This is a genomic window from Bradyrhizobium sp. USDA 4504 (assembly GCF_054063995.1).
Map to the genome: position 1 here is coordinate 6,447,561 of NZ_JBSSGV010000001.1, position 19,342 is coordinate 6,466,902.

General features: G+C 65.5%; 16 protein-coding genes. 1 reads left to right on the plus strand and 15 read right to left on the minus strand.

Features of this window, described 5'->3' with window-relative positions; all coding sequences use genetic code 11:
* Positions 1-91: 91 nt before the first annotated feature.
* The 12 genes from ACVMB1_RS30335 to ACVMB1_RS30390 form a co-directional block, all read right to left on the minus strand.
* Positions 92-742: a hypothetical protein gene (locus tag ACVMB1_RS30335; protein WP_076830948.1), complete on the minus strand. Its 651-nt coding sequence runs from the start codon at positions 740-742 to the stop codon at positions 92-94.
* 115 nt (positions 743-857) lie between these two features.
* Positions 858-1,445, minus strand: a complete 588-nt coding sequence (locus ACVMB1_RS30340; protein ID WP_026191927.1) for a GNAT family N-acetyltransferase — start codon at positions 1,443-1,445, stop codon at positions 858-860.
* 212 nt (positions 1,446-1,657) lie between these two features.
* Positions 1,658-2,947: a M16 family metallopeptidase gene (locus tag ACVMB1_RS30345; protein WP_076830951.1), complete on the minus strand. Its 1,290-nt coding sequence runs from the start codon at positions 2,945-2,947 to the stop codon at positions 1,658-1,660.
* On the minus strand, positions 2,947-4,362 hold the full coding sequence (thrC, locus tag ACVMB1_RS30350; protein WP_076831073.1) for a threonine synthase: 1,416 nt from the start codon (positions 4,360-4,362) through the stop codon (positions 2,947-2,949). Before thrC ends, ACVMB1_RS30345 begins: the two co-directional genes overlap by 1 nt.
* A gap of 328 nt (positions 4,363-4,690) precedes the next feature.
* Entirely contained in the window at positions 4,691-5,317 is a 627-nt protein-coding gene (locus tag ACVMB1_RS30355; RefSeq protein WP_076830954.1) for a glutathione S-transferase family protein, read from the minus strand.
* Positions 5,318-5,467: 150 nt separating this feature from the next.
* Positions 5,468-6,061, minus strand: a complete 594-nt coding sequence (locus ACVMB1_RS30360) for a GNAT family N-acetyltransferase (protein ID WP_076830957.1) — start codon at positions 6,059-6,061, stop codon at positions 5,468-5,470.
* 209 nt (positions 6,062-6,270) lie between these two features.
* Positions 6,271-6,528 (minus strand): hypothetical protein, encoded by a 258-nt coding sequence (locus tag ACVMB1_RS30365; RefSeq protein WP_141339761.1) that lies wholly within the window; start codon positions 6,526-6,528, stop codon positions 6,271-6,273.
* A gap of 734 nt (positions 6,529-7,262) precedes the next feature.
* The gene (locus tag ACVMB1_RS30370) at positions 7,263-9,707 is read right to left on the minus strand and encodes a penicillin acylase family protein (protein WP_076830960.1); all 2,445 of its coding nucleotides are present in this window, start codon (positions 9,705-9,707) and stop codon (positions 7,263-7,265) included.
* Between the two features lie 201 nt (positions 9,708-9,908).
* Entirely contained in the window at positions 9,909-11,411 is a 1,503-nt protein-coding gene (gene glpK / locus ACVMB1_RS30375; RefSeq protein WP_076830963.1) for a glycerol kinase GlpK, read from the minus strand.
* 363 nt (positions 11,412-11,774) lie between these two features.
* Entirely contained in the window at positions 11,775-12,764 is a 990-nt protein-coding gene (locus tag ACVMB1_RS30380) for an SGNH/GDSL hydrolase family protein (protein WP_076830966.1), read from the minus strand.
* Between the two features lie 13 nt (positions 12,765-12,777).
* Positions 12,778-13,560: an SGNH/GDSL hydrolase family protein gene (locus ACVMB1_RS30385; RefSeq protein WP_141339786.1), complete on the minus strand. Its 783-nt coding sequence runs from the start codon at positions 13,558-13,560 to the stop codon at positions 12,778-12,780.
* Positions 13,557-14,816 (minus strand): OpgC domain-containing protein, encoded by a 1,260-nt coding sequence (locus tag ACVMB1_RS30390; protein WP_076830969.1) that lies wholly within the window; start codon positions 14,814-14,816, stop codon positions 13,557-13,559. Before ACVMB1_RS30390 ends, ACVMB1_RS30385 begins: the two co-directional genes overlap by 4 nt.
* Before the next feature lie 287 nt (positions 14,817-15,103).
* Here ACVMB1_RS30390 and apaG point away from each other — a divergent pair, with 287 nt between their 5' ends.
* Positions 15,104-15,502 (plus strand): Co2+/Mg2+ efflux protein ApaG, encoded by a 399-nt coding sequence (apaG, locus tag ACVMB1_RS30395; protein WP_076830971.1) that lies wholly within the window; start codon positions 15,104-15,106, stop codon positions 15,500-15,502.
* A gap of 109 nt (positions 15,503-15,611) precedes the next feature.
* Here the strand turns inward: apaG and ACVMB1_RS30400 are convergent, their stop codons facing one another.
* The 3 genes from ACVMB1_RS30400 to ACVMB1_RS30410 form a co-directional block, all read right to left on the minus strand.
* The gene (locus ACVMB1_RS30400; protein ID WP_076830974.1) at positions 15,612-16,613 is read right to left on the minus strand and encodes an Hsp33 family molecular chaperone; all 1,002 of its coding nucleotides are present in this window, start codon (positions 16,611-16,613) and stop codon (positions 15,612-15,614) included.
* Between the two features lie 221 nt (positions 16,614-16,834).
* Positions 16,835-17,761, minus strand: a complete 927-nt coding sequence (gene argF, locus ACVMB1_RS30405) for an ornithine carbamoyltransferase (RefSeq protein WP_028342316.1) — start codon at positions 17,759-17,761, stop codon at positions 16,835-16,837.
* Positions 17,761-18,969 carry an aspartate aminotransferase family protein gene (locus ACVMB1_RS30410; protein WP_076831076.1) on the minus strand — a complete coding sequence of 403 codons (1,209 nt, stop codon included), beginning with the start codon at positions 18,967-18,969 and terminating at the stop codon, positions 17,761-17,763. The genes argF and ACVMB1_RS30410 overlap by 1 nt, the downstream gene beginning before the upstream one ends.
* Between the last annotated feature and the right edge of the window lie 373 nt (positions 18,970-19,342).

Here is a 19,342-nt window from a genome sequence, read left to right on the forward strand (position 1 = left end):
CATCGCGCCGGCCTTTTGTTTTGTCCAAATTCGTCCGTTTGACGCGTTTTCGTCACGCGAACCGGCGTCCACTTCGCTCGAAAACGCGCTGTTACTTCTTCTTGTGCGGCGCGCGGGCCTTGGGCTCCGGCTTCAGGGCCTGCGGGTCGAAGCCGATATAGAAGATGTAATTGTCGTTGTCGGCCGGAGACGGCGCCGGATAGACGACGTCCTCGGCGACCAGGCTGAACGGCACGCTGCCGCTTTCGTCCATCTGCACCGTGGTGGTGTAGGCCTTGGTCATGATGGTCTTCTCGCCGACGCCGCCCTGCACCACGGCAACGCGCAGCGGCACCTGAATGCTCGGTGGCGCGCCCTGGGGACCGACAATGATCCGCCCCTGAATACCGATCTTGGCCGTGATCTGGCCGCTGTTCAGATTGCATTGCCGCGCCGTGCGCGTGATCGAGGCCAGGAACTTGACGTCGTTGCCGACCGCTTCCTTGCCGTTCGCGGCCACCGAATAGGTCGAGGCTCCGGAGCGGATCTGCACCGGCGGGCAGGTCAGTTCGGCGTCGGCATCGTTGAGCTGCTGCGGCGCTGCGGGCGTCGCCGGCTTGTCCTGGTCGGACGAGCCGCCGCCGAACAGGCTCTTGAAGCGGTCGCTCAGCGACTGCGCAAGAGCTGCCGAAGGCAACAAAGTGGCACCGAGACCGATCGATACCGCCGCTGCGAGCGCGAACCTGATCACCCTTTCACCCATCAATGTCCTCAAATTTCCCAACCGGGTTCCCTGTTTCGCGGCCGTTATAGCAAGGCAATGGCGGCGAACCCAAGGCATCGAAGGCGGCACCGCCATCCGTAAAAAGGCTTACGGATCAGCCGCGGAAATCCTCGTGCAGCAGGCCGAACAGCAGGTGGTCCTGCCAGATCCCGTTGATGCAGAGATAGCGCCGCGCCAGACCCTCGCGGGTGAAGCCGCACTTCTCCAGCACGCGGATCGACGAGGCATTGGAGGGAATGCAGGCCGCCTCGATGCGGTGCAGATTGAGCTCGCCGAACAGCGAGGGCAGCAGCACCCGCAGCGCCGTCGTCATGTAGCCGCGATGGGCATGCGGCAGCCCGACCCAGTAGCCGATCGTGCCGGCCTGCACGATGCCGCGCCGGACGTTGGCGAGCGTGATGCCGCCGATCATCACCCCGTCCGATTCGCGGAAGATGATGAACGGATAGGAGCGGTCGGCGGCGATGTCCTCGGTGTAGCGGCGCAGCCTGCGGCGGAAGCCGGCGCGGGTCAGGTCGTCGGAGGGCCAGATCGGTTCCCATGGCGTGAGATAGGCGCGGCTGAATTCGCGCAATTGCGCCCATTGCGGGAAATCCGACATCTGCGGCGCGCGCAGCAAGAGCCCGTGACCGCGCGGCATCAGTGCAGCGGGTCCATTGGACGGCAAACGAAACAGGGCCATGGCCCAACACTCCCCGCCACTTCTCCCTCGCCCCGCCCTTGCGGGGAGAGGGTCGGGGTGAGGGGTCTTACCGCAGATTCGGTCTTGCGGCTCTACCCTCACCCGAAGCCTTCGGCCATAGCTGAGGTTCCGCCTCGGCGTATGTCCGTCAACGGCCGCCGGTAGGCGGCCTATGCTCTCCCCGCAAGCGCGGGGCGAGGTAAGCAGAATACTCAATGCAACAGCGTCTTTGCCTTCGAATTCGTCAATCCTTCCGCAAAAGCCACCGCCGTGTCCAGACCCCTGCCGCTGCCGAGCGCGACAACGGCGGGCCGGCTGCGCGCCAGCAGGGCACGGGCGGCGTTGCGGCTCGATTCGACGCTGACCGCGTCGATCCGGGCCACCAGTTCTTCCACCGTCTGCGGCCGGCCATAGGCTAGCACATGGCGTGCCAATTGTTCGGCCCGCGATGAACAGCTTTCCAGCGCCATCAACAGGCCGGCCTTCATCTGCGCCTTGGCGCGGGCGACCTCGGCCTCGGTCAGGGTTTCGACCGCGTCGTTGATGACGTCGACGATGACTTCCATCATTTCCGGCGCATCGGCCGGATCGGTCCCGGTGTAGAGGCCGAAGAAGCCGGTGTCAGTGTAGGGCGCGTGGAAGGTATAGATCGAGTAGCACAGCCCGCGCTTTTCGCGCACCTCCTGGAACAGCCGCGACGACATCCCGCCGCCGAGCGTGTTGGTGAAGACCTGCAGCGAGAACAGCGACGGGTCGGTCTGCGGCACGCCTTCGAGCGCCAGCGTCAGATGCGCCTGCTCGAGATCGCGATGCACCACCCGCGAGCCGCCTTTGCCGAACATCGCGACCTGCGGCTTCGGCGCCGGGGTGGCGTCGAAGCTCGCAAACTTCTGCGTGACGTCCTCGACGATCCGCGCGTGATCGACCGCGCCGGCGGCCGCGACCACCATGTCGGGGGCGCGGTAATGCGTCGAGAGATAGCCGCGCAGCATGTCGCGATCGAAGACCTTCAGCGTCTTGGCGGTGCCGAGCAGCGAGCGCCCCATCGGCTGCTCCGGATAGCAGAGCTCGTTGAGATGCTCGAACACGACGTCGTCGGGCGTATCCTGCGCCGCGCCGATCTCCTGCACGATGACGCTCTTCTCGCGCTCCAGCTCGTCCGGCACGAAGGACGGGTTGGCGAGGATGTCGGAGAGCACGTCGAGCGCCAGCGGCACGTCGGCCTTCATCACCCGCGCATAATAGGCCGTGGTCTCGGTCGAGGTCCCCGCATTGAGGTCGCCGCCGACCGCCTCGATCTCCTCGACGATCTCGCGCGAGGAGCGCCGCGCCGTGCCCTTGAATGCCATGTGCTCGAGCAGATGCGAGATGCCGTGCTCGTTCGGCTTCTCGTCACGCCCGCCGACGCCGGCCCAGACCCCGAGCGCCGCGGTTTCCAGATGCGGCATGGTGTCGGTGACGATTGTCAGCCCGCTCGGCAGCTTGGTGATTTCAACGCCCATCAGGCAACTCCCTGCTTGGCAGCACGGCTGACCGACAGCACGAAGCGCTCGACCTCGGCAGAATCATTCTTCATGACCGTGATGTGTTCGGATTTGCTCATCAGGCCTCCGAGCCAGACCGGCAGCTGCGGACGCACCCCGCAGGCGGCTTCCACCGCGTCGGGGAATTTGGCCGCGTGCGCGGTCGACAGCACGATGTTCGGGATCCTGGAATCCGAGGTGTCGCGGTCGGCGACCGCGAGCGCCACCGCGGTGTGGGGATCGACCAGATCGCCCGCCTCGCGCCAGGCGGCGCGGATCGCGGCCGCCGTCTCGGTCTCGTCGGCACGGCCGGCGTCGAAATCACGGCGCACGGCGGCCAGCGTCGCATCCGGCAGCACGAAGCGGCCGGACTGCTTCAGCGAGGCCATCAGGCGACGGACCTGATCGGCGTCGCGGCCGCTTGCCTCGAACAGCAGCCGCTCGAAGTTCGACGACACCTGGATGTCCATCGACGGCGACGTCGTGGCGTGCACCTCGCGCACCTCGTAGATGCCGGTCTTCAGCGTGCGCGCCAGGATGTCGTTGACGTTGGCGGCGATGCGCAAGTTCCGGATCGGCAGCCCCATCCGCTTGGCGACATAGCCCGCGAAGATGTCGCCGAAATTGCCGGTCGGCACCGTGAAATCGACGGTGCGCTGCGGCGAGCCGAGCGCGACCGCCGAGGTGAAGTAATAGACCACTTGCGCGACGATGCGCGCCCAGTTGATCGAGTTGACGCCCGACAGCGCCACCTGGTCGCGGAAGCGATGGTTGTTGAACATCGCCTTCACCAGCGCCTGGCAATCGTCGAAGGTGCCTTCGATCGCGAGCGCGTGGACGTTGGCGGCGCCGGTCGTCGTCATCATGCGGCGCTGCACCTCGGAGATGCGGCCGTTCGGGAACAGCACGACGAGGTCGACATTGTCGAGATTGGCAAAAGCCTCGACCGCGGCGCCACCGGTATCGCCCGAGGTCGCGACCACGATGGTGGTGCGCTGTGCGCGCTTGGCCAGCACGTGATCCATCAGCCGCGAGATCAGCTGCATCGCGACGTCCTTGAACGCCAGCGTCGGTCCATGGAACAGCTCGAGCAGGAACTGGTTCGGCCCGGCCTGGGCGAGCGGCACCACCGCGGGATGGCGGAAGGTGGCATAGGCCTCGTTGGCCATGCGGCCGAGCTCGGCGTCGGAAATCTCGCCGGCGACAAACGGACGGATGATCTCGACCGCGACCTCCCAATAGGGACGGCCGAAGAAGGTGGCGATGGTCTCGGGCGACAGTTGCGGCCAGGTCTCGGGCACGTAGAGCCCGCCGTCACGGGCAAGCCCGGTCAGCATCACATCGCAGAAGCCGAGCACCGGGGCCTCACCCCTGGTCGAAATATACCGCGTCAAACCGCCCTCCAAAGGCTTCGATCCGAGCCTTAAGCCTTTGATATCATGGAATTATCGAGTTCGCTCCATGCGACCCGAACGGTTCACCATAGAAGATCGGACCAGCAATGGGTAGCCCGAAGCGCGCGCCTCGGGGTCGCGGGCGAGTGCGTGGCGTTGCTGAGGGAGATTGGCGGGCGCGCCGCAAACACAACCGTCGTCCCCGCGAAAGCACGCGAAAGCAGGGACGACAGCAAATGTGTGGTGCCGCTTGTGAGTCATAATCATGCGTTCTCGCGACATCCGCGCGCGAGGGGTACACGCCAATCAGCGCGGGTCGCGCCATCCACTAACCGCTCGGCGGCGCCAGCGGCTGCACGATCTCCTGGAACGGCGGCAGCGCCTCGCAGCACGTGGCGTGGGCCTCGAGCGCCGGATAGCGCGCGTCGAACAGATGCGGATGCGCCTCGCCGGTGAAGCGCAGCGCGCAGGCCACCGCGACGTCGGCATGACCGATGCGATTGCCCAGCCAGTACGGCGTCGGCACCGCCGCGCGCTCCTGCTCCAGCACCGCGAGCACGCCCGCGATCTGCGCCTCGCAGCGCTCGACCCAGAGCTTCAACTGCTCCTTGCGCAACACGCGCTCATAGACAAGGCTCACCGCCTTGTCGGCAAGCCCGGTCGCCAGCGCCGTGATGCGCAGATGCTTGCGCCGCTCGGCGCCTGAGCGCGCGATCATCGCCTTGTCCGGCCCGACCAGTTCGTCGAGATAATCCAGGATCGCACTACTCTCGATCAGCGCCTCGCCGTCATCGAGCACCAGCGTCGGCACCCGCCGCACCGGATTGTAGGCCGCAACCTTCTCCGCATCGCCGAAGGTCGACCACGGCTTATGCTCGAACGGCAACCCATAGAGCCGCAGCGCGATCGCGGTCCGACGGACAAAGGGCGAGTCGTACTGGCCGATCAAAAACATCTGTCATCTCGTCGGTCATGCCGCAGCAAGCCGCCTCGAAAACAGAGATTTCGAAGTGTGCGAATGCCGGGGACAAAGGTTGCACTTTGCACCATCGTAGATGGGCCGCGCCGCATTGCAACCGGATCCTGATCCGGTCCGTTAGGCGAGCTACCCAATCACCGGCACGTGCCTCGCCGCATCGCGCGGCAATTTGCCGTCGAGCCTCGGATCATCCGCCACCTCGATCTGCCGCAGGAACGGACGGAAGCCGGAGCGCTGGTAGAATGCGACGGCCGAGGGATGGTCGAAGGTGCAGGTGTGCACCCAGACGCGGCTGACGTCGCGTGACCAGGCAATCTCGAGCGCGCGGTTCATCAGGAAGCGCGCGGCGCCGGTGCCGATGAATTTTGCGGTGACGCCGAAATAGAGCAGCTGGCATTCGCCGGCCACGCTGAAATCGAGTTCGAGCAGGCCCTCATCCTGGCCGTCGACGGCCAGCCCGTAGAGCTCGTTGCCGGGGCCGTGGATCCTCGAGGCGAGATCGGAATCATCGAGCCCGGTGCGGGTGAACCACAGCCACTCCTCGCCGACCCGGCGATAGATATCGCGATACCAGTCGAGCGCTGGCCGATCGACCTTGCGCAGGCGCCACGCGCCGGGCGGATCGTCGCGCAGCGGCGGAAGCGCGGTCATTTCCAGATGGGTGACGACGGCAGCGATCTTGCCATGGGGGATGTCGGAGTAACCGTTGGGCAGCAGCATCGCGACCTCTGTTTGCAGGCTGTCGGCGGGACATAACCGCACGTCGCCGCGGATGCAATGCAACGCTGCGCGCAATGCCTGGTCAGGAGAAGCAGACGAGGTAATAAGCGCATCCACCGCTGCTCATTCGAGCGGCCAGGTCCAACGAGCGGGATAAACCAGTTTGAACGCGCTTTGAGGGAGGGCTCCCCAGGCCCTCCCGTACCCGGTTAGTTGCCGACCCATACGTTGCCGTTGGCGTCGAAATCGTTCTTCGGGTTGTAGCCGGACTCGCGAAGACTCCGTATGCGCATCGCGCGGTCGCTGACATCGCCATTGAGACTGGCGTTGGCATTGAGCACGGCAGGACTCAGTGCGGTACCCATCACGAGACGCTGGTGGGTCCGGTGTTGTGCCGTGCGTGCATCGGCGAGTGCCGCCGTGGACAGACAAACAACTGCGATCGAAACAAGAATAGTTTTCGTCATGGTCAGCTCCTGTGAAGTAACCAGCTGAGCTTTCAATCGCTTCCAGAAAATGCGTGCTCGCGCCGGATGTGAGAACCGTCACAGGCCGGCGGCGATCACGATCGGTCAGACTAACAGGCAGAAGCCAACGCTTCTTGGACGCCCGCGCACAGTGTTGCGGGAAGTCCGTGCGCAAATCGCAAACGTCAACTTGTAGTGATCCAGATGCGCCGCCGCGTTGATGGCACGAAGTGAATAGTGGCTGGCCGCCGCAGTCCGCGTCGGCATTCGCATGGATGAATCCAGGGTCGCGCTTCCGCTTTCAGGAGAAGCAGGAAAAGTGAGCGCGGTGCTCGCCACACGTTTGACGTCGTCCCGGCGAAGGCCGGGACCCATTACCACAGGACTACGTTGTTGAACGACGCTGCTGCGGCCCCAACATCGCAGGACAATTGGCATTCGTGGTTATGGGTCCCGGCCTTCGCCGGGACGACGGCGGAGTTTGTGGCGCAGCCGATGAGACGCACTCGCCTCCGCACCTCGGCGTCAGCGTGATCGCGTCCGCGGTTGCGGCTACGGCAGTGCCGAACACTCGGGTGTCGTCCCGGCGAAGGCCGGGACCCATTGCCACAGGGTTGAGTTGATAAGGCACGCTGCGGCCCCAACATCGCAAGACAATCGGCATTTGTGGTTATGGGTCCCGGGTCGCGCGGAGCTTGCCCGGGACGACAGTGGAGTTTTGGGTGACCGCCCCCTCACCTCGGCGTCAGCGTGATCGCTTCCGCGGTTGCGGCTTCCACCGCCGGCCGGCTGTAGAGCAGCGGCACATACTGGCCCGTCGCCCATAGCGGCGCGAGGTCGCGGTAGTGGCCGCTGAAGGGATCGCCGGATTGGCCCGGCGTGTTGACGGCGCGGCTCGCATCCCAATTGCCGACATCGAGCACCATGCGGAATGAAGCGCCGGAGATCAGATGATAGTCGGAGCGGCGATAGGTGGCGGCGCGCGGCACGTTGGCGGCGCCGCCAAAGGCGAGCGGGCCGACCTGCATCTGCGCCGCGGTCGCCTTGTCGGCGAGCGGCATCAGCGCGTGATTGAATTGCGCAACATGCAGCCGGCCCCAGCGCCAGGTCGACGCATCGGGACCTAGCTTGTCGGCAACATCGGCGACCGCCTCGCCGAGGCTGTCGCGCAGCAAGCGGTCGCGCTCGGCTGATGGATCGCTGCCGAGCGCCACGTCCGGCTTTTCGAGATAGCCGACAATGGCGGAGATGCTGGAGGCCTCCGGCGCAATCAGCTCGGCTGCCTTCGGCGCGGTGGTCTTGAGCAGCACCGGCCCGAGATGGTTTGCGATCCACACCTCATAGACCGCGGCGGCCGCGCTATCGGCCGCATCACGCGCATCCCACGCCTTGAGCAGATCGAGGCCCTTCCCGACGTTCGCATCATCCGACGTGAGCGGCTTCAGCAGCGCGACGAGGCGCCGCGCGAGCATGCCGGTGTCGTCGTTCTGCAGCGCCATCGCGTCCGCCAGCGTCACCTTGCTGTTGGCCTGCAGCACCTCGGTGATGCGCTGCCAGCGCGCGCTGTCGGCCCATTCGAATCCGACCCTGCGCTCACCCACCGGATAATCCGCCGGCAGGTTCATCTGGTTGGCGGTGGCGATAAAGCCCTGCTTCGGCTGATACAGCTTCGGCAACTCGTCGAGCGACAGAAAGCCCTGCCACTCATAGCGGCCGTCGCCGGGCACCGGCATCAGGCCGTCGAAACTGGCGCGGCGCGGCGTCTTGCCGGCGGCGACCCAGCCGATATTGCCTGACGTGTCGGCATAGACCTGGTTCTCCGACGGCGCGCCCCAGCGCCGCATCGCGCCGAGGAAGCCGTTCCAATTCTTCGCCGTCATGTAGTCGGACGAGCCGAAATAGGCCGAGGTGCCCGGCTCGAACCAGATCGAGCGCACGGCGAACGCATGCTTGTTGTCGGCGTCGACGAAGATCACCGGGCCGTGGCGGGTGAACTTCAGCTCGAGATCGCGGTCGGCCTCGCCCTTCACCGCTTCCTTCTCATGCACGATCCGCATGTCCTCCCAGCCGCTGCCGTAGCGGTACTGGTTCGGATTGTCGGGGTTGAGCTCGTAGACGTAGAGGTCTTCCTGATCGACGTTGAAGATGGTCAGCCCGAACGCGATGGTGTCGTTGTGGCCGATCGAGATGCCCGGCAGCGCCGGCTCGCCGGCGCCGATCACGGAGATGCCGGGCGCGTTGAGGCCGACGATGTAGCGCAGCGACGGCACCGAGTGCTCGCGATGCGGATCGTTGGCGAGGATCGGACGTCCGGTCGCGGTGCGCGATGCCGCGATCACCCAGTTGTTGGAGCCGATGGTGTCGCGCTGCTGGTCGGCCTCGGCGAGGTAGGTGTCGGGATCATGCGCCAGCGCCGCCTTCTGGTCCTTCGGCGCGGCGAACTTCACCGGCCGCGTGGCAAGATCGTAGGCGGCGAGCACCGCCTTCGGCACGCTGCAGGGATCGAGCCCATCGGGGATCCTGGTGGTCCAGGTGGGCTCCAGCTTGACGCGGAAACGATCGGCATCGAGGCCGGCAGCGCAGGCGACCCGCGAGCGCTTCACCTCGGAGGCGACGTTGCGGGTCAGGCCATGGCTGCGGACGCGCACGACATCCTCTGCCGACCACAAATCCGGCATCGTGCCTGCGATCCTGAACTCGATCGGTAGCGCGCGCTTGCCCGCCTGGACGTCGGCGACATAGGCGTTGACGCCGGCGACGAACGCCTCCGCATAGGATTTCGCCTTCGGGCCATAGGCGGCCCATTCCGCATTCATGTCGCCGCGATAGAGGAACAGACGCAGCGCCTTGTCCTGCTCGGCATAGGCAGGGCCGAAATCCTTCGCCAAGAGGCCGAGCCCGCGCTTGCGCCAGAGATCGATCTGCCAGAGCCGATCGCGCGCGGCGTTGAAGCCTTGCAGGAAGAACAGGTCGTGCTCGTTGCCGGCATAGATGTGCGGGATGCCCCAGACATCGACCAGGATCTGCCCCGGCGCCTTCAGCCCGGCGACGTCGGTCTTGACCTCGCGCGCCGCGACGAGCGGGCTCGGCTTCTCGCGCGCGGTGGCGGGTGCAACAAGTATTGCGGCGCAGAGTGCGGCAGTGAGTAGCTTGGCGACGCGGTTGAGATCCGTGTTCATGTTGTTCTCCGATGGTTGTTATTGATTATTGCGCACACTTGGCGAGATTGAGCGGCAGCCGTAGCGTCGCCGCTTGCTTGGTGTGGAAAGAGACCCCACCCGTAGCGCATCTGATGATGCACTACGACCTAAGAGCGAGCTTCGCTCGTCTTGACCCCGCTAGCGGGAGAGGTGCAGCGAGCTTGCCGCAGCATCAGTTCATCATTCCCCCTCGTCGCTCGCCAGCACGCCCTTCACGGCGCGGGCCCAGCCGGCGAGCTTGCGCTCGCGCGTCGCCTGGCTCATCGCCGGCCGGAAGCGGTGCTCGAGCCGCCAATTGTCGGCGAACTTGGCGGGCTCCGGATAGACGCCGGCATCGAGGCCGGCGAGATAGGCAGCCCCGAGTGCGGTGGTCTCCTGGATCATCGGGCGGTCGACCGGGGCGTTGAGCAGATCGGCGAGCCGCTGCATGGTCCAGTCCGAGGCGGTCATGCCGCCGTCGACGCGCAGCACGGTGTTGGCGGCGTTGGCCTCCGGCCAGTCGGTGCGCATCGCGGCCCACAGATCGAAGGTCTGGTAGCAGACGCTCTCCAGCGTCGCATGCGCGAGCTCGGCCGGGCCGGTGTTGCGGGTGAGCCCGAACAGCGCGCCGCGCACGCGCGGATTCCAGTACGGCGCGCCCATGCCGACGAAGGCGGGCACCAAGTAGACGCTCTGCATGGAGTCCGATTTGTCGGCAAGCGGTCCGGTCTCGGCGGCGTGCTTGATGATGCCGAGCCCGTCGCGCAGCCACTGCACCGCGCTGCCGGCGACGAAGATCGAGCCCTCGAGCGCGTAGGTGCGCTGGCCGCCGAGCTGGTAGGCGATGGTGGTGAGCAGCTTGTTCTTCGAGGCCACCGGCGTGGTGCCGGTGTTGAGCAGCGCGAAGCAGCCGGTGCCGTAGGTCGACTTCATCATGCCGGGCTCGAAGCAGGCTTGGCCGATGGTCGCGGCCTGCTGGTCGCCGGCAATCCCGGAGATCGCGATCGGGCCGCCGAACAAGTCCGCCGTGCTCTCGCCGAACCGGGCGGAGGAATCCTTCACCTCGGGAAGCATCGAGCGCGGTACGCGCAGCAGCCTGATGAGGTCATCGTCCCAGGCGCCGGTATGGATGTTGAACAGCAGCGTGCGCGAGGCGTTGGTGGCGTCGGTGGCGTGGACTCTCCCGCCGGTGAGCCGCCACAGCAGATAGCAGTCGACGGTGCCGAACAAGAGTTCGCCGCGCTCGGCGCGCTCGCGCGCGCCCGGCACGTGATCGAGGATCCAGGCGACTTTGGTGCCGGAGAAATAGGGATCGATGATCAGACCGGTCTTGGCCGAAATCACCGACTCATGGCCCTCGGCCTTGAGTTTTGCGCAGATGTCGGCGGTGCGGCGGTCCTGCCAGACGATGGCGCGGTGCACGGCCTGTCCGGTGGCGCGGTCCCACACCACGGTGGTCTCGCGCTGGTTGGTGATGCCGATCGCGGCGATGTCCTTCGCCTTGAGGCCGGCCTTCTCCAGCGCCTCGCGGCACACCATCACGGTCGAGGTCCAGATGTCCTCCGGCTCGTGCTCGACCCAGCCGGAGGCGGGGAAATGCTGCGGAAACTCCTGCTGCGCGACGGCGGCGATGGAGATGTCGCCGCGAAACACCATGGCGCGCGACGATGTGGTGCCCTGATCGATGGCCAGCACGAAAGACATGAGCGTTTCCCTTAAGGCTTGGGTGCAAGCGCCAAGGGAGCGGATTACCGCGGCGAGGTCAAGATTGGTGTGTGAGTGCCGAGATGGTCGAGGCAAGAGTCCGCGAGGGTATCAGTCCCGTCATCCTGAGGTGCGAGCGGAGCGAGCCTCGAAGGATGCACGGCCCCCCAAGTCGGGCCGTCGACCCTTCGAGGGCCGCTGAAGAAGCGGCCACCTCAGGGTGACGGTGATGGAAATGAGCGCACCGCCTCAACCGTCATTGCGAGGAGCGAAGCGATGAAGCAATCCATCCATCAGCGCAAGCGGACGAATGGATTGCTTCGCTTCGTTCGCAATGACGGTTGGAGCGGCCGGGCAGCCCGATCACATCGGCCGGTAGGTCCGCACATCGGCGGGGACGTTGACGCCGATCTTGATCGCGCCGACCGAGCGGATGATGTCGTCGCCGAGCAGCTGGGCGAAGCAGGCATAGCCCCAGTCGTTCATGTGCAGGCCGTCGGCGATGACGAAATCGGTGATCGGGATCGCCTGTTTCTCGTGCCAGTCGCGCATCACCTCGAAGCGCGGGAAGATGCCGACATGACGCAGGGCGGCGATGCGGCCGAGCAGCTTCACCATGCCGCGCGCGCTTTCGGGACGCTCGGTGACGCGCGGCGAATATTGCGGATCGACCAGCACGACGTCGGCGCCGGACGCCTGAAGGCGCGCCACGCCGTCCTCGACCTGCCTGGCGGTCTCGGTCGGATCGAGGTTGCGCAGCACCGCGTTGGTGCCGACCTGCCAGATCACCATGTCGGGATGGACGTCGATCACTTCGGTCTGCAGCCGCTTCATCATCTCGGGCGCGTCCTCGCCGCCCTTGCCGCGATTGAGCACGGTGATGTCGGCGGACGGATACTGCCGGCGCAACTGTCCGGCGAGCCGGTTCGGATAGGTGAATTCCGGCGCCGACGAACCATAGCCCTGGGTCGAGGACGAGCCGAATGCGATGATCACGACCGGCTTGCCGGCGGCGAGCTTGGCCGCGACATGCGGCAGCGAACCGGTGCTGTTCGGCACGCCCTTGGGCTGCTGACAGGGCACGCGGTGGAAGATGTCGCTGGCGGATTTCGCGGCCTGCTTCACCTTATCGAGCGCCTTCGCGGCGACGCCGGGTTGCGGCGGATTGGTTGCGTCAGCCGTCGCAGCGGGCTGCGTTGCATCAGGCTTTGCGGCCTCGGTCTTGCCGTCGGACGAAAGCGCTGCATGCTGGTCGGTCTGCGCGCGCGACGGTGCGACCGCGAGCAGCGTCAGCACCGCAACGGCACAGAGACCTCGCCCTGCGGAAGCGCGAAAAGGGAAGGCAAAACGCATTTACTCTGCTTCCTTAATTCTGCTGCACCGGGCCCAGATGGGCCGCATCGATCACGAATTTCGCCAGTGCGCGGCCGAGACAGGCATGAACCTTCTTGGCCAGATCGACACCATGCGAGGTGCTGAACAGGTCAAAATATCCGGCGTCGCTCCACTGCTTCATAATCGCGAACCGGTCGAACAGCGGAACGTCGTGCTGCTGCGCCACCACCTTCATGTTGTCGAGATAGGGCGGTGCAGAGATCATCGTCTCCGTACGCGGGCTGTATTGCAGATTGACCAGCACCACGTCGGTCCCGGCGTCCCGCAACGCAACAACGCCTTCGTTGATGGCGGTACGGAAATCGTCGGGATCGATTGCTCGCATAGCATCGACGGTTCCGGTCTGCCAGATAACCAAAGTAGGCTTTTTTGCTTCAACAAGCTTAACAAGAGTTCCCGCGGTCTCCTCGGCGGTGCTCTTTCCCTGTAATTCTACGGATAGATCGATCGTCGACGACGGCAACGCTTCCTTCAGCGCCGCCTGCAGCGTGGCCGGATAGGCGCTCGCCTCGTTGCCCTGGATGGTCGAGGAGCGGCTGCCGACCACCAGCACGTTGAGCGGCCGGTTGGACTTGATGGCGTCGGTGACCTTGGGCAGCGAGCTCTCGCTCGTAAGCAGATAGGCGGGCACGTCGCAGGGCGGCGGCGGGGGCGGCTCCGCGGTGTCGCCAGCGCACGCGGGCGCCGCCGCCAAACCGGCCGTCAGGCAGGCTGCGAGCAGCGTCAGGCCCAGCATCGTCCGCGCGGACTTCATGCTCCCCCTCCCGCCAGATCGGCGTTGCCGGCGGCGCCTTTTTTCGAGGCGCCTTTGTCGGCGGAGTGCTTGTACCACGAAATGATCCACGCCATGCCGCACATGATGAGGATGCCGCAGACGCTGATCAAGGCGTGCAGTGCGGCACCGCCAGATACTTCGGCAAGCACGAAGTGACCGGCGAAGGCGAGGAAGACCCCGAGGCAGAATATCTCAAGCGAATGCTGGCCACACAGGATCAAAGGTCGCAGCCAGGGCGATTTCAGGCCCGGCCAGTCCTTGGGCAGGAAGCGCACGGTGAGCGCGGCGAGCGCCAGGAAGTGCGCGAATCGCAACACGTCCAGGTCGGTCTTGTTGATCGGATACATCCACTGCTCGATCACCTTCGGCATGATGTGGCCGAGCTGCGGCACGTACCAGGTCAGGGTCACGAAGAACGCCGCGACCAGATAGACGATGCAGATCCACATCGTGATGTTCGACGACAGGATCCGCGACATCCGCCGCGCCCCGCCGAGCGCGCACCAGGCGCCGAACACGAACAGCAATTGCCAGGCGAACGGATTGAACGCCCAGAAGCCGTTCGGATAGGCCGAGAGATAAAGGTCGAACTGCCAGGTCAGCGCGTAGAGCACGACCGAGAGACCGAGCGTGACGTCGGGCTTCCACTTCATCAGCCACAGGATCAGCGGCAGGAACAGCATCAGCACGATATAGAGCGGCAGCACGTCCATGTTGACGGGACGGAAGCGCAGCAGCAGCGCCTGGACGATGGTGACGTCGGGCTGCTTGAGGAAGTCCATGATCCCCATTTCCTCGCTGTAGAGCGGGTTCTCGAACGAGGTCGCGACATAGGAGATCTCGGCGAGGAAGATCGTGAACAGGAAGACGTGCGCGACGTAGATCTGCCAGACCCGGCGCAGGATGCGCGCGGTCGCGATCACGAAGCCGCCCTCCAGCATCGCGCGGCCGTAGACGAAGGCCGCGGTGTAGCCGGAGATGAAGATGAAGATCTCGGTGGCGTCGGAGAAGCCGTAATTGCGGATCGTCAGCCAGGTCAGAAGATTGGTCGGCAGATGATCGATGAAGATCAGCCACAGCGCGAGCCCGCGGAACAGATCGAGGCGGAGCTCGCGCTCGCCGGTCGCCGGCAGCGTGATCGCGGGCGCAGCAACCTTCGCCTCGGCCTCTGCCTTTACTTCGGCCTTGACGTCAGCCACCGGCGAACCGGCTATGGGATCGGCAATCGAGCTCATCAAACACCGTGTCGGCCGCGGACGCCCCGCACGCCGTGCTGAAAAGATAATATCGGTCCGCGAGTTGCCGACAAAGCACGGAGTGCGGCGGCATGCGGCCGCGCTTTAGAGCGGAACTATGTTGAAACCGCGATGAACGGGCCGCCCCAAATCCGGCTTTCCAAGCCCGCCCTTTCGCGGCCTGGCAGGCGATTGGTTCCGGCGGTTCAATTGGCTATGATAGCGCCCTGTTTGAGCATGATCCGGTCGAAAGCGGACCATGCGCCAGGACCATCGGATTGAGCCGCATGTACCGCGCCGTTACCCGCCAGATCGAAGTCACCGTCGAGCCGAACTTCATGCCGGAGCGCTCGTCGGTCGACCGGCGCGAATATTTCTGGTCGTACAAGATCGTGATCGTCAATTCGGGCCCGGATACGGTGCAGCTGCGGACGCGGCACTGGATCATCACCGACGCCACCGGCCGCCGCCAGGAGGTGCGCGGCGAGGGCGTGGTCGGCGAGCAGCCGGTGCTCGCGCCCGGCGAACGCTTCGAATACACCAGCGGCGTGCCGCTGCCGACCGCCTCCGGATTCATGACCGGCAGCTATCAGATGGTCACCGAAGCCGGCGAGCGCTTCGACATCGACGTGCCGACATTTTCGCTGGACAGCCCGAGCCCGGGCGGCAAAAGGGTGCTGAACTGACGCCTGCGTAGCCCGGATGGAGCGAAGCGCAATCCGGGGCAGGTGCATCCGCGGTTGGAGCGGCCCCGGATTTCGCTGCGCTTCATCCGGGCTACGATGACGAACGCGTCTACTCCACGCCGGCTTCCTGCGGAGTGAATTCATACACCGACGAGCAGAACTCGCAGGTCACGACGACCTTGCCGTCCTTGACCATCTCGGCGCGGTCGTTCGGCGCAAAGCTCTTCAGCATCGACGACACCGCGTCGCGCGAGCAGGAGCACTGCGCGCGCAGCGTTTGCGGGTTGAAGACACGCACGCCACGTTCGTGGAACAGGCGATAGAGCAGCCGCTCGCCGGACAGATCGGGATCGATCAGCTCGACGTCCTCGACGGTCGAGATCAGCGACTGGCCCTCGACCCAGGCGTCATCGTCCGGCACGCTATGCGTGGCCGTGCCTTCCGGCGCATCGCCGGGATGCAGATCGGCCTGCTTGGCGCGCTCGGGCGCCTTGGGCAGGAATTGCAGCAGGATGCCGCCGGCACGCCAGTGCAGCTTGCCGCCCTCGCCGCCGCGCATCTCCTCGCCGACCGCAAGCCGCACCCGCGTCGGAATCTGCTCCGAGCGCAGGAAATATTCGTGGGCCGCCTCTTCCAGGCCGCCGCCGTCGAGCGCGACCAGTCCCTGGTAGCGGCTGGTGTTGGAGCCCTGATCGATGGTCATCGCAAGGTGGCCCTTGCCGAGCAGCTCGCCCGAGCTCTGGCCATTCTTGAGGCGCGATGCGTCGTAGCGCGCATAGGCGCGCAGCCGGTCGGGCGCCTGGAAATCCACGATCAGGAGCGAGACCGGACCTTCGGTCCGGGTCTGCAGGATGAAGCGGCCCTCGAACTTGACCGACGAGCCGAGCAGCGTGGTCAGCACGATCGCCTCGCCGAGCAGCTTGCCGACCGCGGGCGGATAATCGTGCTTGTGCAGGATCTCGTCGAGCGCGGGGCCGAGCCGGGTCAGCCGGCCGCGCAGGTCCAGCGCGCCGACCTCGAATGCCAGCACGGCATCGTCGACCGGAACCGCTGAGGGCGCGCGAACCGGCGCCTCGGGCGTGATTTTGATGTCGGGGGATTGTGAAACCATGGCGCTCTATCTGGGGTCTCGGACCATGAAATAAAGGGGTTCACTAACGCGGATGTTTCCGTCGTCCCTGCGAAAGCATGCGAAAGCAGGGACCCATAACCACCGATGTGAGTTGCTTGCATCAAGCTGGTGCCCCAGCCTTCGCAACGATTGACAGCGATGGTTATGGGTCCGGGGTCGCGCTTCGCTTGCCCGGGACGACAACGCTTACTGATCTCCGACTACGCGACCGCGTCGAAACACCAGGCCAGAATGCCCTTCTGCGCATGCAGGCGGTTTTCCGCCTCGTCGAACACCACGGATTGCGGCCCGTCGATCACCTCGTCGGTGACCTCCTCGCCGCGATGCGCGGGCAGGCAGTGCATGAACAGTGCGTCCGGCTTGGCGAGCGACATCAGCTTGGCATTGACCTGATAGGGCCGCAGCACGTTGTGGCGGTGCTCGCCCTCCTTGTCGCCCATCGACACCCAGGTGTCGGTGACGACGCAGTCGGCGCCGCGCACGGCGGCTTCCGGATCGGTGCCGAGCATGATCGGCGCGCCGGTCGCCTTGATCCAGTCGCGCATCGGCTTCTTCGGCGACAGCTCCGGCGGGGTCGCAACATTGAGCTGGAACTTGAACCGCTCGGCGGCATGCGCCCAGGAGGCCAGCACGTTGTTGTCGTCGCCGGTCCAGGCCACGGTCTTGCCCTCGATCGAGCCGCGGTTTTCCTCATAGGTCATGAGGTCGGCCATCACCTGGCAGGGATGCGAACGCCGGGTCAGGCCGTTGATGACGGGAACGGTGGCGTGAGCCGCGAGCTCGAGCAGCGCGTCATGGTTGAGGATGCGGATCATGATCGCATCGACATAGCGCGACAGCACGCGCGCGGTGTCGGCGATGGTCTCGCCGCGGCCGAGCTGCATCTCGGCGCCGGTCAGCATGATGGATTCACCGCCGAGCTGGCGCATGCCCACGTCGAACGACACCCTTGTGCGGGTCGACGGGCGCTCGAAGATCATCGCCAGCGTCTTGCCTTCGAGCGGCTTCCTGCCCTTCTCATGCGCCTTCAGCTTCGCCTTCATGGCGGCTCCGGCGGACAGCATGTTGCGCAGTTCGCCGAGCGGCAGCTCGTTGATATCGAGGAAGTGACGGACCGGCTTGCTCATTATCCAGCCGCCTTCTTCGGCTGCGCCACCGACAATGTCGCGCAGGCGCGCTCGAGCGCGGTGATCGACTGGTCGATCTCGGACTCGGTCACGATCAGCGGCGCCAGGAACCGCACCACATTGTCGCCTGCGCCGACGGTGAGCAGCTTCTCGCTGCGCAGCGCTGCGATCAGGTCGCCCGACGGCACCACGGCCTTGACGCCGATCAACAGCCCCTCGCCGCGTACCTCCGACAGCACGCCGGGATAGCGGTCGACGACGGAGGCGAGCTTCTGCTTGAGCAGCAGCGACATCTTCTGCACATGCTCGAAGAAGCCGGGTTTCAGCATGACGTCGAGCACGGCATTGGCGGCGGCGACCGCGAGCGGATTGCCGCCGAAGGTCGAGCCGTGCGAGCCGGGCGCCATGCCGGCCGCGGCCTGCGCGGTCGCCAGCACCGCGCCGATCGGGAAACCGCCCCCGAGCGCCTTGGCCAGCGACATCACGTCCGGCGTGACGCCGGTGCGCTTGTAGGCGAACAGCTCGCCGGTTCGGCCCATGCCGGTCTGCACCTCGTCGAAGGCGAGCAGCAGGCCGTGCTCGTCGCACAGCGCGCGCAGTGCCTTGAAGAACGCCTGTGGCGCCGAGCGCACGCCGCCCTCGCCCTGCACCGGCTCGATCAGGATGCCGGCGGTGTGCGGACCGATCGCCTTCTTCACCGCGTCGATGTCGCCATGCGGCACCTGGTCGAAGCCGTCCATCGGCGGGCCGAAGCCCTCGAGATATTTCGCCGAGCCGGTCGCCGCCAGCGTGCCCAGCGTGCGGCCGTGGAAGGCGCCCTCGAAGGTGATGATGCGGTAGCGCTCGCCATGGCCCTTGGAGAAGTGATAGTGGCGGACCAGCTTGATCACGCCCTCCATCGCTTCCGCGCCGGAATTGCAGAAGAACACGAAGTCGGCAAAGCTCTGCTCGCACAGCCGCGCGGCAAGCACCTCGCCGTCCGGGCTCTTGAACAGGTTCGACATGTGCCAGAGCTTGGTCGCCTGTTCCTGCAGCGCCTTGACGAGATGCGGATGCGCGTGCCCGAGCGCGTTGACCGCGACGCCCGAGGTGAAATCGAGATAGCGGTCGCCGTTGGTTGCGATCAGCCAGGCGCCCTCACCGCGCTCGAAACCGAGATCGACCCTGGCGAAGACGGGGAGCAGATGCGACGTGGCAGCGTTGGTCATGACGATCACTGACGGTTTTTAAGCCGACAATTGCCGCGCGCCTTGACGCCAGCGCAGCAACGGCCAGCTTCGGAAAACAAAACGGCCGCCTTTGCGGGCGGCACGTGGCGGGCATTCTATGCTGCGGTCGGTAAGTGTCAATCGCCACGAAGTGGCCTTCCTGCAATGCGAAACGAGCGCAATCCGGAGCATTCCGGTGCGGTGGAAAAGCCTCATCGCGATGCTTAACTGTGTGGGAACATGTGGACGCACGACCGCGGACTCTTGCGCCAGAGTCACGCCATATTGTAGCGTTTGGCCTGTCGGGTACGACATCTCGTGCGGCGGTACTGGACCCTCTAAGTAGCCTTTGTGTCTCGCGTAAACGTTCGGG

Coding starts and splice junctions, on each gene's coding strand:
- glpK (WP_076830963.1), bottom strand. CDS start 11,411: ATGTCTTTCGTGCTGGCCATCGATCAGGGCACCACATCGTCGCGCGCC.
- ACVMB1_RS30400 (WP_076830974.1), bottom strand. CDS start 16,613: ATGGTTTCACAATCCCCCGACATCAAAATCACGCCCGAGGCGCCGGTT.
- ACVMB1_RS30410 (WP_076831076.1), bottom strand. CDS start 18,969: ATGACCAACGCTGCCACGTCGCATCTGCTCCCCGTCTTCGCCAGGGTC.
- ACVMB1_RS30365 (WP_141339761.1), bottom strand. CDS start 6,528: ATGACGAAAACTATTCTTGTTTCGATCGCAGTTGTTTGTCTGTCCACG.
- ACVMB1_RS30340 (WP_026191927.1), bottom strand. CDS start 1,445: ATGGCCCTGTTTCGTTTGCCGTCCAATGGACCCGCTGCACTGATGCCG.
- ACVMB1_RS30355 (WP_076830954.1), bottom strand. CDS start 5,317: ATGTTTTTGATCGGCCAGTACGACTCGCCCTTTGTCCGTCGGACCGCG.
- ACVMB1_RS30360 (WP_076830957.1), bottom strand. CDS start 6,061: ATGCTGCTGCCCAACGGTTACTCCGACATCCCCCATGGCAAGATCGCT.
- apaG (WP_076830971.1), top strand. CDS start 15,104: ATGTACCGCGCCGTTACCCGCCAGATCGAAGTCACCGTCGAGCCGAAC.
- argF (WP_028342316.1), bottom strand. CDS start 17,761: ATGAGCAAGCCGGTCCGTCACTTCCTCGATATCAACGAGCTGCCGCTC.
- ACVMB1_RS30390 (WP_076830969.1), bottom strand. CDS start 14,816: ATGAGCTCGATTGCCGATCCCATAGCCGGTTCGCCGGTGGCTGACGTC.
- ACVMB1_RS30345 (WP_076830951.1), bottom strand. CDS start 2,947: ATGGGCGTTGAAATCACCAAGCTGCCGAGCGGGCTGACAATCGTCACC.
- ACVMB1_RS30370 (WP_076830960.1), bottom strand. CDS start 9,707: ATGAACACGGATCTCAACCGCGTCGCCAAGCTACTCACTGCCGCACTC.
- ACVMB1_RS30385 (WP_141339786.1), bottom strand. CDS start 13,560: ATGAAGTCCGCGCGGACGATGCTGGGCCTGACGCTGCTCGCAGCCTGC.
- ACVMB1_RS30335 (WP_076830948.1), bottom strand. CDS start 742: ATGGGTGAAAGGGTGATCAGGTTCGCGCTCGCAGCGGCGGTATCGATC.
- ACVMB1_RS30380 (WP_076830966.1), bottom strand. CDS start 12,764: ATGCGTTTTGCCTTCCCTTTTCGCGCTTCCGCAGGGCGAGGTCTCTGT.